The organism is Pelagibacterium halotolerans B2 (assembly GCF_000230555.1).
In the GTDB taxonomy this organism is placed as follows: domain Bacteria; phylum Pseudomonadota; class Alphaproteobacteria; order Rhizobiales; family Devosiaceae; genus Pelagibacterium; species Pelagibacterium halotolerans.
In genome coordinates this window covers 1,199,227-1,211,558 of record NC_016078.1, presented here as the reverse complement: position 1 = coordinate 1,211,558, position 12,332 = coordinate 1,199,227, and the positions used below count along the sequence as shown (strand labels likewise).

9 protein-coding genes are annotated in these 12,332 nt (G+C 59.9%); 2 read left to right on the top strand and 7 right to left on the bottom strand.

Annotated features, from left to right (window positions below; genetic code table 11):
* Position 1: 1 nt before the first annotated feature.
* Genes KKY_RS05970 through KKY_RS05960 form a run of 3 tightly spaced genes read right to left on the bottom strand, consistent with a single transcriptional unit; the run spans position 2 to position 3,527 of the window.
* Positions 2–817: an ATP-binding cassette domain-containing protein gene (locus KKY_RS05970; protein WP_014130418.1), complete on the bottom strand. Its 816-nt coding sequence runs from the start codon at positions 815–817 to the stop codon at positions 2–4.
* Positions 814–2,589: a dipeptide/oligopeptide/nickel ABC transporter permease/ATP-binding protein gene (locus KKY_RS05965; protein WP_014130417.1), complete on the bottom strand. Its 1,776-nt coding sequence runs from the start codon at positions 2,587–2,589 to the stop codon at positions 814–816. Before KKY_RS05965 ends, KKY_RS05970 begins: the two co-directional genes overlap by 4 nt.
* The gene (locus tag KKY_RS05960; RefSeq protein WP_014130416.1) at positions 2,586–3,527 is read right to left on the bottom strand and encodes an ABC transporter permease; all 942 of its coding nucleotides are present in this window, start codon (positions 3,525–3,527) and stop codon (positions 2,586–2,588) included. The genes KKY_RS05965 and KKY_RS05960 overlap by 4 nt, the downstream gene beginning before the upstream one ends.
* Positions 3,528–3,711: 184 nt before the next feature.
* Here KKY_RS05960 and KKY_RS05955 point away from each other — a divergent pair, with 184 nt between their 5' ends.
* The gene (locus KKY_RS05955; RefSeq protein WP_014130415.1) at positions 3,712–4,662 is read left to right on the top strand and encodes a LysR family transcriptional regulator; all 951 of its coding nucleotides are present in this window, start codon (positions 3,712–3,714) and stop codon (positions 4,660–4,662) included.
* Here the strand turns inward: KKY_RS05955 and KKY_RS05950 are convergent.
* Both KKY_RS05950 and KKY_RS05945 read right to left on the bottom strand, forming a co-directional pair.
* Entirely contained in the window at positions 4,659–5,597 is a 939-nt protein-coding gene (locus KKY_RS05950; RefSeq protein WP_014130414.1) for an alpha/beta hydrolase, read from the bottom strand. The two genes, KKY_RS05955 and KKY_RS05950, sit on opposite strands and share 4 nt — an antisense overlap.
* Before the next feature lie 84 nt (positions 5,598–5,681).
* Positions 5,682–7,184: an ABC transporter substrate-binding protein gene (locus KKY_RS05945; RefSeq protein WP_014130413.1), complete on the bottom strand. Its 1,503-nt coding sequence runs from the start codon at positions 7,182–7,184 to the stop codon at positions 5,682–5,684.
* 257 nt (positions 7,185–7,441) lie between these two features.
* On the opposite strand from KKY_RS05945, the gene KKY_RS05940 reads away from it, so the two are divergent.
* Positions 7,442–9,241 (top strand): sulfatase-like hydrolase/transferase, encoded by a 1,800-nt coding sequence (locus KKY_RS05940; RefSeq protein WP_014130412.1) that lies wholly within the window; start codon positions 7,442–7,444, stop codon positions 9,239–9,241.
* A gap of 180 nt (positions 9,242–9,421) precedes the next feature.
* Here the strand turns inward: KKY_RS05940 and KKY_RS05935 are convergent, their stop codons facing one another.
* Positions 9,422–10,393 (bottom strand): MBL fold metallo-hydrolase, encoded by a 972-nt coding sequence (locus tag KKY_RS05935; RefSeq protein WP_202945640.1) that lies wholly within the window; start codon positions 10,391–10,393, stop codon positions 9,422–9,424.
* A complete protein-coding gene (locus KKY_RS05930; RefSeq protein ID WP_014130410.1) occupies positions 10,369–12,318 on the bottom strand; it encodes a TRAP transporter large permease in 1,950 nt (649 codons plus the stop codon). Before KKY_RS05930 ends, KKY_RS05935 begins: the two co-directional genes overlap by 25 nt.
* Positions 12,319–12,332: the final 14 nt, after the last annotated feature.

Here is a 12,332-nt window from a genome sequence, read left to right as displayed (position 1 = left end):
GTCAGGTTTCCTTGCCAAGGGCCTGGAACGCAACGCGGCGTTCGGCCTGCCTGATAGGGTCGGCGACCGGAGCAGCAAGCAACAGCCGGCGGGTGTAATCATGTGAAGGATCGGACGTGACCTTATCGCATTCGCCGAACTCGACGATCTCGCCACTGCGCATAACCGCGACCCTGTGTGAAATGTGGCGGACCACGGACAGATCGTGGGAAACGAAAAGATAAGCTACGCCCGTGCGTTCCTGAATATCGATGAACAGGTCGAGCACACGCGATTGCGTGGAAAGATCAAGCGCCGAGACCGGCTCATCGCAAACGATCAGACGCGGCGAAAGCGCCAATGCGCGGGCAATGGCCACGCGCTGGCGCTGGCCACCGGAAAATTCCCGGGGATAGCGCTGCGCCGCATCGGCGGGCAATGCCACCTGATCGAGCAGTTTGCGCACCTTAGCGATCGCATCGGCCCTTGTGGCAAGGCCCCGCGCCACCACCGGCTCGATCAGGATATCCTCGATGGTCATCGAGGGATTGAGCGAGCTGTAGGGATCCTGGAATACAGCCTGAATGGATGCTGCGCTGCCCTTCCGCTCACGCGGGGCCCGCCCGGCAATGTCTTTTCCTTCAAACAGGATCTGACCGGAGTTGACCGGCCCGATGCCCAGAATGGCCCGACCGATGGTGGTCTTGCCCGAACCGCTCTCGCCGACGAGGCCGACGGTTTCGCCGGGACGGATCGTCAGAGATACGTCCTTGAGAACGTGATGGAGTCCGAAAAAGGTGTTTACGTTCTTGCATTCAACGAGAAATGGAACGCTCATGCCTTTACCTCTACGCTAACGGGAGCCACGTAGGTGCGGGTCGAGGAGTCATCGAGGACGGAGTCCAGCAGCATGCGCGTATAATCATGGTGCGGGGCCGCAAAGAGTTCGGTGACGCCCTGGGTTTCCACGACTTCGCCATTCTTCATCACCGAGACTTTTTCGCAGGTATCGGCGACCACCCCGAAATTGTGCGTCACCAGGATCAGCGACATGCCGAATTCGGCCTGGAGGTCGCGCAAGAGGTCGAGGACCTCGGCCTGGACCGTCACGTCCAATGCCGTGGTCGGCTCATCGGCGATCAAAAGATCGGGTTTGCAGGAGATGGCTCCGGCAATCAGAACGCGCTGTGCCATGCCGCCCGAAATCTGATGGGGATAGGAATTGAAGGTGCGCTGCGGATCGGGCAGCCCGACCCGGGCCAACAGGTCCAGCGCCCGCGCCCTGGCTTCGGCCTTGGAGATACCCAGGACAGTGACCATGGGTTCGACCAACTGATAGCCGATGCGGAACGCAGGATCGAGATTGGACATCGGCTCCTGGGGCACATAGGCAATGCGTTTGCCCCGCAGCGGCCGCATCTGTTTTTCGGTCAACCTGGTCAGGTCCTGCCCGTCGAACCAGATGGAACCGGAAAGTATGCGTCCGCCCTCAGAAAGAAGGCCAAGGATCGCAAAGGCCGTCTGGGTTTTTCCAGAACCACTCTCTCCCACCAGCCCGAGCACTTCGCCGCGCTTGAGCGACAGGGAGACGCCGCGCACCACCCTGCTCCAGCCCGATCTCGAAGGATAGCCAACAACGAGGTCGCGTACCTCGAGCAACATTTCGGCAGGCAGTTCTTTCCCGACGTGTGCGGTTTCCGGCGTATCGGGCCGTTCGGGGACGAACGGGGCGGATTTTACCCGGTCTCCCTGCTGCAGCCTGTCACGGATGGCGTTGGCCAGCAGGACGAAGGATGCGACGGTGAGCGAGATGGCAAGTCCGGGCCATAGAATGGCGATCGGTACCGTGTACATGTTGGCAAAAGCGTTCTGAAGCATCCCACCCCAGGTCGGCGTGCCCGGATTTCCAAGGCCGAGAAACTCGAGCCCGGCCTGGATGACAATGGCGATACCGGCCACAATCGAGGTCTGGATGACCAGCGGCGCCCGGATAACCCGCAGCACGTGCCGCACGATGATACGCAGATCGGAGAGCCCGGAAACACGGGCGGCATCGATATAGAGTTCGTGCTTTACGCCGTTGACGAGATTGCGCGTCAACCGGAAGAACCCTGGTGAGAGCATGATGCCAAAGACAACCATCGAAAGGTAGATCGAGGTGCCCAATGCCTGATAGAAGGCCAGCAGCACAATCAGCGCTGGAAGCGCCATAAGCCCGTCAGCTATCCAGCTAAGCACCACATCGCGCTTTCCACCGTAATACCCTGCAATCAGTCCTGTGCAGACGCCGAGGAGACCAGCCACGCCTACGGCGATGGCAGCGCCGGCCAGCGTATTGCGGCTGCCATAGATCAACCGGCTCAGCACGTCGCGCCCGGCACCGTCACCGCCCAGCAGGTAGCCGTTGCCCGGCTTGGCATTCATCTTGAAGATTTCGATATGGTCGGGCCCGTAAGGCGCTATGAGCGGCGCAAAAATGACGACCGCGAACACGATTGCGAGCATAATGCTTGCGACCAGGCCGAGCGGGTTGGCAAGTACGGAGCGGACGAATCCTTGCCGCATCTGACCGGTGTCGGGCGTTGCCATGTCGTTGAGTTGATCGGTCATGACAGCCTCACCTTCGGGTTGACCCAGGCGTGGATGATGTCGATCACAACGTTGACGACGACCACGATGACAATAGCTGTGACGACCACACCCATGACCACGGGTATGTCGCCCGACAGCGAGGCCTGTACGGTAAGCGAGCCGAGCCCGGGAATTGCAAACACGCGCTCGATAATCGCCGCGCCACCGAGCAGCGCGATGAACTGTACCGACAGAACGGTCAATGCTGCCGGCAAGGCATTGCGCAGCGCGTGGCGAATGAGCACGGATTTGGGGCTGATCCCCCGGGCACGCAAGGTGCGGACATAATCTTGCTTGAGCACGTCAATCACGGCCCCGCGAATCTGTTGCGACGCAGACGCAATGCCGGAAAGAACGATCGCGGCGACGGGCAGCGTCAGAGACGATATCCACCCGACCGGGGACGAAAAAAAGGAAACGTAGCCTGTCGCCGGGAACCAGCGAAGCGTTAACGCAAAGAAGACAACCAGGATCAGTCCGAGCCAGAAATTGGGCATCGAAAAGCCAACGATACTGAGGACCTGAATCGTTTTGTCGGCCCAGCCTCCGCGCACCGCCGCCACAATTCCCAGCACGGCCGAAACGACGGCTATGACTACGATGGCGATCGAGACCATGGAGAGCGTGACCGGAACCCGGTGAGAAAGGATCGTCGAAACGCGTTCGCTCTGGAGCCATGACGTGCCGAGGTCACCGGTGACCGCCCCGGAGAGCCAGGTTCCGTATTGGGCCAGCAACGGACGATCGAGGCCGAGCCTTTGCTCGAGCGCAACAATCTGCTCGTCGGTGGCGTTCTCACCGAGAATGTTCTGCGCGACGTTTTCGGTGGCGCCAAACAACATCACGAACGTGATCGTGGCCACGATGGCGAGAAGAACGACACCGGACCCGATTCGCCTGATCAGATAGCTAAGCATGGAAGGCCGCCGGATTGGTGCGGGCCAGCCCGATAGCGGCCATTCGCCGGACGCTCGACATATTGCTCCTCCTCTATGCCCCCTTGAATTGGGTTTTTTGGGCACGTGGAAATTAGATAGCAATTGCGTCGATGCATGAATAATGAAAAAATAGGCATGCCCGATAAGGAGGAGTTATCGCTAAATGCTCGACCAGATCACCCATCTGTTTCGCCTCAGAACCATCCTCGAAGAAGGCAGTCTCAGGCGGGCGTCCGAAAAGCTCAACCTGACCCAGCCGGCCCTTTCGCGGTCATTGGCGCAGCTCGAAGCTCACTTCGGACAGCAACTCGTCGAGCGACACGCACGCGGGGTTGTTGCGACCGCGTTCGGGGAACGGGTCTTGGCGGTCTCGACCAGGATCGAACGATATTGGGACATTGCCGAGCATGAACTCACGGCGGGCACCACGGAAAACAAGATGCGCATGCGGATCGGCGCGGGACCGCTTTGGCGATCGGGCATACTTTCCCCGGTCTTTGTCGAAATGCAGAGACGCTTTCCCTGGCTGATCTTCGAGCTGGTGCCCCTGACCTATGGAGGAACAATCACCGATCTGCGCGAGGGACGGCTCGATGTCGCTTTCAGCGGGGTAATGGGTGGGGTCGCCGGCGAAATTTCCGACGACAGGCTCGTACGACACAAGCTGACCGAAATCACAAATGAGGTGATGGTTCGCGAAGGTCATCCGATCTTTGGCAACGTCGACCGATATGGAACCATCCGGCCTGCCGCCCTTCTCGACTACCCGTGGATCGTCTATTCCGAGTGGCCCATCTATGGAGAAATAACGCAGCACATGATTTATGAGCGGCTGGGCAAGGATGCCGACGTCCGGATGTTGTGCCAGAACCTTCTGACCACGCTGACGATGCTGCAACAGAGCGACAATCTCTGCCTGTTGCCCGAGTTCGCGGTAATCTCCGCGCAAGCACCGCGTATTGTACCCTTGCCGGTGACGGTCCATCCCCGCCGCGCCGATGTGGGGATCGTCCATCGCGAGGAATTGTCGCAATGGGAACCGATCCAGACCCTTGTCGAGCTTAGCCATAATGTCTTTACCGCCAAAGGCCTGGAGACCGCTGGAGCGGCCTAAGCGCCGCCAGCCATTCCGCCCGCCGCCTGGAGATGGCCGTTCAGAAAAGAGATGACCTTGTCGGCGATGGGGCGCGTATCGGCTCCCACGAAACAATGGTCGGCCCCCTCAATCCGCATGATCTCGGCAGGAACGCCGGCCGCCCCGAGCGCGGCAAAGTATTCGTCGCCCTGCCCCGGCGGCACAACGATGTCGCCGGTTCCGTGCTGGATAAGGCATGGCGCTGCGTTTTTTGAAACCCAGGTCAGCGGAGATGCGTCTCGCGCCGCTTCGGGCCGCGCGGAAATCGCCCCACCCAACAGGTGCGTCGACGCCGAGTCCGCCGCATCGTGCACGAACGGGCTATTGGCGAGCCGCTGGGCGTCTAGAGACCGGAAGTTGGTTATCCCGTACCAGTCGATCACTGCATGGACCCGGCTCGAATACCCCTCGACCCCCACAGTGCCTTCAAATTCGGGAGGTGTCTCAAGCCCGAGCAACATGGCAAGGTGTCCGCCGGCGCTTTCCCCGAGCACGGCGATGCGCCGCTCATCGATGCCGAACAGGGCTGCGTTCTTGCGAAGGTAGCGAATGGCCGCCTTGCAATCGTGCAATTGCATGGGAAAGCGGCCCTCGCCACTCAAGCGATAGGAAATGCGTGCTACAGCGTAGCCCTCGGCGTGCAGCGCGTCGAAAATGTTCATGGCCGCAAGGTTGGGGTGCTGGACATTGGGGTGCCCGAACATCCAACCGCCGCCATGAATATAGACAAGAACCGGGGCTGGGCCGGGACGGTTAGGCACCGCAAGATTGAGCGTGAGCGCTCGAAACCCCATTGGCTGGGCGAAATAGAGCTCGGGCCAGAGCCGGCTGCCGTCCGACCTCGATACAACCCGCTCGAGACAAATCTCGAGCTCCTTGTTCATCACTGCCTGACGCCGTTCATTGATCGTCATTGCCAAGTCCGGTCCAAAGGAAGTGGGCGGCCGGGAACCCGACCGCCCGCCCATATCCGCGCCGGGAGGTGGACGCGGGAGTGCTTATTGCTGCCGAGTGTAGTTGCGAATGAAGGGCACGGCGTTGCCCGCCTGAACCGCAACGTCCACGGCTCCATTGGTGTGATAAATCTGGTCCGGGCGGTACCAGGGCGCAAACCAGGCGTTGTCGACCAGATAGGTGTTGATCTCCTGATATTTCGCGTCCTGGGCATCGCCAACGGCGTATTGGGCCTCTTCGATCATTGCCAGAAGCTCAGGATCCTCGTAGCCCACCGGGTTCCAGGGTGAACCCGGAAGGGCGAACTTGGTGAGTTCCGCCCAGTCCCCCTGGTATCCGAACGGCAGCAGGAAGATCGGATAGCGGCCCGAGCGGAGCTCGGGGATCGTTGCGTTGGGCGCGATGGTGGTCCACTCGACGGTGATACCGATTTCGGCCAGTTGCTGGGCCACGACAGGATTGAGATTTGCGAAACCGGAGAGCTCGGGCATGTTGACGGTGAACCCGTCGGGATACCCGGCCTCGGCGATAAGTGCCCGCGCACCTTCCGGATCATAGTCATAGACCGCGTCCAGTTCCTGGCGGTAGGATGCAGCGGTATCGGGGAATATCTGGTCGGTCAGACGGCCATAGCCAAGCTGCAGGAATTCCAGAATCGCGGCGGAGTCGAATGCCATGTTGATGGCTTGGCGGACGCGAACGTCGGCCAGGGCCGGCACGATCTCGCCCCCGCGGTCGGCGATGGTCAGCCCCATCCAGTTTACGGGGTTGGCGTGCGTGTCGAGGTTGTTCGCCTGAGCGTCGGCGACTGTGCTGGCCTCACCCGCCCCCGCATCGACCTGCCCCGATTTGATGGCATTGAGCCGCGCCACCAGATCGTTGATCGGCGTGATCGTGACACGTTCGAAGGGATATTGATCGGCATTCCAGTAGTCAGGATTGCGGTTATAGACGTATTGACGACCACCGACCGAAGCGGCCTCGTCGTAGATATAGGGGCCCGACCCGATCGGATTGTTGGCAGACCCTTCCACGCCGAGATTGGCGGGGCTCGCCATAGCGCCGCCCACGGACGACAGATTTTGCAGAAGGCTCGGATCGGGCTCTCCCAGATGCAGCGTCACCTCGGTTGGCGATACAATTTCGATCTGGCTGATCGACTGCGCCATGAAACTGTTCTGCCCGCCGCCGATGGCCAGATATTCGAGGTTGGCCTTTACCGCTTCAGCGTCGAAAGGCGTTCCATCGGTAAAGGAAATGCCTTCACGCAGCGTCAGGGAGAGAACGCTGTTGCTCTCGTTATAGGAATATTCAGTAGCAAGGTTCGGCTCGATGCTGCCGTCGGGAGCCTGGACCAGCAGCGTATCAAACACCGGCTGCCAATATTGAATCTGGTTGGCGATCATAAGCTGCGCGCGGTCGAAGCTGTTGTTGTCCAGAAGCCCGGCCAACGCCAGCGTATCGTCATCATTGGCAATTTGTGCTGCCGCAGGCATTGCGACCGACGCCGCCAATACGGCCGCCAGTGCGATCAAGGTCTTGCGCATAGAAATCCTCCCAAATGCCGGGCCGGAGCCCGAGACTGCTTTCGGAAGCTCCTCCACTTCCGCATACCGATCCCCTATCACCGGCCGCGATCAACGAGAAATGCAATTATTACGCCTACCGATCAGCAGAACGCATCGGTCGAATCTAGGGAGCGATGCGCCGCCGTTATATCTCGTGCAGCTTTTGGCAATCCTGTTGTGGGCGCATCGGTGATATTGACGCGGGAAGGTGAGGATACGCCATCGAGGAGGACACCATGCGCGACCGCCCCAATATCTTGTGCATCGTGAGCGAGGATTGCCCGCCCCGTCTGGGCGCGTATGGAGATCCGATTGCCAGGACGCCCAATCTCGATGTGCTGGGTCGATCGGGGGTCGTCTTTGACGTCGCCAACTGTACCTCGCCGGTCTGCGCCCCCTCCCGGTTTGCCATTCTCACTGGCCGTCACGCCGAGAGCGCACCACGGGCGCAACATATGCAAACCGTCGCAAAACTGCCAAAGAGTTTTACGACCTACCCCCAAGTCATGCGTGCCGCGGGCTATTACTGCACCAACAACTTCAAGACCCACTACAATTGCGACGTCAAACCCAAGGAAATCTGGGATGAAACGAGCAATACCGCTCATTGGCGCAACAGGCCCGCGGACGGGCCTTTTCTCGCTGTCTTCAACAGCATGACAACTCATGAATCGAGTGCCTTTAAGGAACAGCCGGGCGGTATCGCCCCTGAAGACGTGACCCTGCCGAGCTATCTGCCCGATACGCCAGGCATGCGCCAAAGCCTCGCACGGCACTATAATGCCATCGCGCTTATGGATGGAGAGCTTGGCGCGCGGCTCGATGAACTCGACGAGGACGGCCTCACCGACGATACCATTGTGTTTTATTTCTCGGATCATGGCTCGACGCTGCCTCGGTCCAAGCGATATCTCTATGACGAAGGCATGCGTGTACCGCTCATCGTTCGCGTACCGGAGAAGTGGCGGCATCTGTTACCCATCGCACCCGGCACACATGTCGATACACCGGTATCGCTGGTCGATCTCTTCGTCACATTCTGCGCTGCAGCGGGAATGTCGCGGCCGGATGGCGTCGGTGGCGAGCCCTTCCTTGGCCCCGACCGCGTGGAGCGCGAGTATATCTTCGGCGGACGCGATCGCATGGGTGAGCGCTACGATCTTTCCCGCACGGCCCGGTCGAAGCGCTACCGTTATATTCGCAACTACAATCCCCACAGGATACTTGGCCAATACGTCGCCTATGAATGGCTGGGCGTCCACTATCAGGACTATGAGATCGCCAGAAACGAGGGCAAGCTCGATCCGCTGCAAGACCGCTTTTGGCAGACAAAGCCGGCCGAAGAACTCTACGATATGGAGGTCGACCCCGACGCCACGGTCAACCTGGTCGACGATCCGGACCATGCCGGCGTTCTCGATGCACACAGAACTGCGCTCGACGCGCACATGATCGCTATTCGCGACACCGGCTTTATTCCAGAGCATCACCCGCTCGAGACGTGGGAGGCGAGCCAGGACGACGTGCTTTATCCGCTCGCCGATATCATGGCGGTGGCGGGCATGGCCATCGAGCGAAAGCCCGAAAACGTCGGAAAACTCATGGGTTTTCTCGGCCATTCATCCCCGATTATGCGCCACTGGGCGGCCAAGGGCATCCTGATGCTGGTTATCGACGGCCACGCCGTGCCCGACGGCCTAGAGACCGCATTTGAAAAAGAAGCCGATATCCAGGTTCGTATTCCCATCGCCGAAGCGCTAGGGCATGCGGACCCTGAAAAATGGGTTCGGGTGCTCACGGAGGTCGTCGAGACGCATGATGAACCCCGTGTGATCCTTCAAGCCATCGACGCTCTGACCTGGCTACCGCTTTACCCAGACATCACCTTGAACAGCATAGAGGGTCTTCACGAGAACGAGGACACCTATCTGCGGCAAACCGCCGACTACCTCGCCGAACGCCTTTCGGGACAGTACCATCCCCGCAACACGATCTTCAGGGTCGAAAGGCTCGACGTGTCCTTGCAGTCCCGATGAGATCCGGTCACCCGGGGTAAACGACGCAAGTTGTGCCCCGGGGCACGATTCCGTCAACAGCGATGCCGGCCAAATTGGCGATTGCCGTCATATTGAGCGCGGCGGCAGCGGGTCAGTCGCTTGGCGCCTGAACGCGTGCCCGTACCAACCCGGGGCGGGCACGCTGCTCTGTGGTCTGGCTCAGAAAACGGCCAGATCTTCGCCAATCGATACTTTTCCAGAAAATGTGGAACCTATGCGGGCCGCATAGCGGTCGCGTGAGCTGGCAGTGACCGAGCCGGGGGCAAAGTGAACGGCGACGACATGATTGGCCCCTGCCCGCGCCGCGAGTTCGCCGAGCTGCTCGGGGGTCAAATGATGTTTCGACAGATGGGTCTGGACCATTGCGATGCGCTCTTCGGGCATATTGGGATTGGCCCGGCGGACGTTCCCCATGGTGACATCGAGGTCCATCATCTCTCCCACCAGAAGGTCCACTCCTTTGGCCAGAGCCTCGACCTCGGCACATTCTCCAGTATCGCCAGTGAACATCACGCTGCGGTCGGGCAGATCAAAGCGATAGGAAAGCGACAGATAAGGCGACTGCTCGCCCTGCCCTTTGGCGCTGCCGTAATGGGTATTCTCGCAATTGGTAACGCGCATACCGTCGAGCTCGACGATATCGCCCGGGCGGATTTCTCTAACCACCACAAAGCTCTCGATTGTCGGCAATTTCTGGCCCGGCACGCCAAAGCCAATGGCATTGGGTACCGCCGCCGCAGCGACGAGGCCATCGACGATATCCCTGGTGCCCGGCGGGCCGTAAATTTCCAGCGGATAGTTCCGTTGCGTCATCATGCTCAGGCCGAGCAGAGCGAAAAGGCTGCCGATGTGATCGAAATGATGGTGTGTGATAAACACCTGTTCAATCTCGCGAAAGGAAAGGCCCATCCGTGTTATCTGACCGATGGCGCCTTCTCCACAGTCGATAAGCATGGGCTTGTCGCCGTTCATAATCAAGTGCGCCGGTTGAGAGCGCTCCGGATTCTGCACGGGCCCACCGGCCGTACCGAGGGTGACAAATGACGACGGTCTTGGCCGCATTGGGAACTCCTTGAAACCTGAAATGGCGAGAATTGGTATCGACGCTAAAACATGGTCGATGGAAGCCACAGCGATAACACCGGGAAGAGGATCAGAATCGCCAGCTTGACGAAGTCGGCTGCCAGAAAGGGCATCACACCCTTGTAAATGGTACCCAGCCGTGTGTGCTTGCCCGATATCGACTGCAACACGAACACGTTCATGCCGAATGGCGGACTGATCTGTCCGATCTCGAGCACGACGAGCATCACGACGCCCCACCAGATGAGATCGTATCCCAGGCCGGTGATGAGCCCGGCCACGATGGGCACAGTTATGATCATTATTGCAAACGACTCCATGATCGCACCCAGAGCGATGTAAACCAACATGAGCAGAGCGATTGTCATCAGCGGCGCAAGATTGAGACTGGCAACGAAGTCGGTGAGCATATTGGGCAGCCCGGTCGTGCTCACAAAGAACGACAATGTAAGCCCACCGATCACCAGCGCATAAATCATCGCCGTCATGCTGGCCGCGCGCCCCATGACTGTCCAGAAGGCTGCTCCCCTGAGCGAACCTCGCGACCAGGCAATGATAAAGGCCAGGATAGCGCCCACGGCCGCCGCCTCGTTGACCGTAAATATACCCGAATAGATGCCACCCATCACAACGACGAACAGGCCAATGACCGAAACACCCCTGCGCAGCGAGGAAAGGAACTCGCGCAGTGAGAACGCTCCCTTTCGCGGGGCGCTCGCGGGTGAAATCTTGACCCATATCGCGATGGTCGCGAGATACAGCAATACGGCAAGGGCGGCGGGAATCATTGCTGCCATGAAGAGCTGGCCGATCGACTGCTCGGTCAGGAATGCATAAAAGACAAGCGCCCCAGACGGCGGGATCAGGGCCCCGAGCGTACCGCCGGCGGCAATCGAACCGGTCGACAGCCTTTCCGAATAGCCCCGCTTGCGCATCTCCGGCAGCGAGGCACTGCCGATCGTCGCAACCGTCGCCACCGACGAACCGGTAACCGCACCGAAGCCGGCGCAACCGCCAATGGCCGCCATGGCGAGCCCGCCGCGCATGTGTCCAAGAAGCGCCTGGGCAATGCGAAAAACATCGTCGGAGATGCCTGCCGCCGCCGCAAGGATCCCCATGATCAGAAACAGCGGCAGGACCGAAACCTCGCTGGTGGTCAAAAATCCTGTCAGTTCCGAGCCGATCACGGAAAGCGCGGGATCGTTTCCAATGAGGACCGATGAAGCGGCGACCGCCAACAACCCTGTAACGGCGGCAACCGGCACGAAGGCCAGCAGCATGACCCAGAGGGCGCCAAAGACGATTGCCGAAAACCAGCCGGGATTGCTCCAGGCCCAGTTGGTGACGGTGGCCGCGGCGCTTTCGAACCCCAACCACAGTGCAAGAGAAAAAATGATGGCAGCGCACAGGGCGAGTGGCGTTGCCGCGCTCATACGCTCTCCGGCCGACCAGTCGGCACGGAAGACATCGACGACGAAAACCACAATCTGATTTATGGCGGAAATCGCCACCAATGCGGCAATGATCCAATAAAATATTCCGACGGGAAGGTTGTGGATGGTCGTCGTGTATTGCTGCGCCACCGCTTCCGATGCCTGCAACCCGACCTGCCAGGCGACGATGACGAACAGCATGGAGAGCAGGAACGACCCGAATGCGGAGAGCCAGAGCTTGGTCCGTGGACCCAGCGCGCCCAGGAGATCTATCTTGAGATGCCCCCGGTTTGCGACGGCCGAGGGAAATGTCGCAGCAATGGCCACCGCAAAGAACATTTCGATATATTCGTTGAGCCCGACGACCGGCGCCCGAAACAGGACGCGTAAGAGGACGTCGGCAACGATGAGAGCGGCGATGGCAAGAACCCCAAGCACGCCGGCGAAGGCAATGCGTTGCGAGACGACCAGATTGGCGGCATCGATGCGGTCAATTGCACCTGACGCGGGATATTCAATACGGGCGGTCTGATCGGCCATCGCCACTCTCCTGT

Excerpts from the sequence above, each read along its gene's own strand:
- KKY_RS05970 (WP_014130418.1), bottom strand. The coding sequence starts at position 817 with ATGAGCGTTCCATTTCTCGTTGAATGCAAGAACGTAAACACCTTTTTC.
- KKY_RS05965 (WP_014130417.1), bottom strand. The coding sequence starts at position 2,589 with ATGACCGATCAACTCAACGACATGGCAACGCCCGACACCGGTCAGATG.
- KKY_RS05960 (WP_014130416.1), bottom strand. The coding sequence starts at position 3,527 with ATGCTTAGCTATCTGATCAGGCGAATCGGGTCCGGTGTCGTTCTTCTC.
- KKY_RS05955 (WP_014130415.1), top strand. The coding sequence starts at position 3,712 with ATGCTCGACCAGATCACCCATCTGTTTCGCCTCAGAACCATCCTCGAA.
- KKY_RS05950 (WP_014130414.1), bottom strand. The coding sequence starts at position 5,597 with ATGACGATCAATGAACGGCGTCAGGCAGTGATGAACAAGGAGCTCGAG.
- KKY_RS05945 (WP_014130413.1), bottom strand. The coding sequence starts at position 7,184 with ATGCGCAAGACCTTGATCGCACTGGCGGCCGTATTGGCGGCGTCGGTC.
- KKY_RS05940 (WP_014130412.1), top strand. The coding sequence starts at position 7,442 with ATGCGCGACCGCCCCAATATCTTGTGCATCGTGAGCGAGGATTGCCCG.
- KKY_RS05930 (WP_014130410.1), bottom strand. The coding sequence starts at position 12,318 with ATGGCCGATCAGACCGCCCGTATTGAATATCCCGCGTCAGGTGCAATT.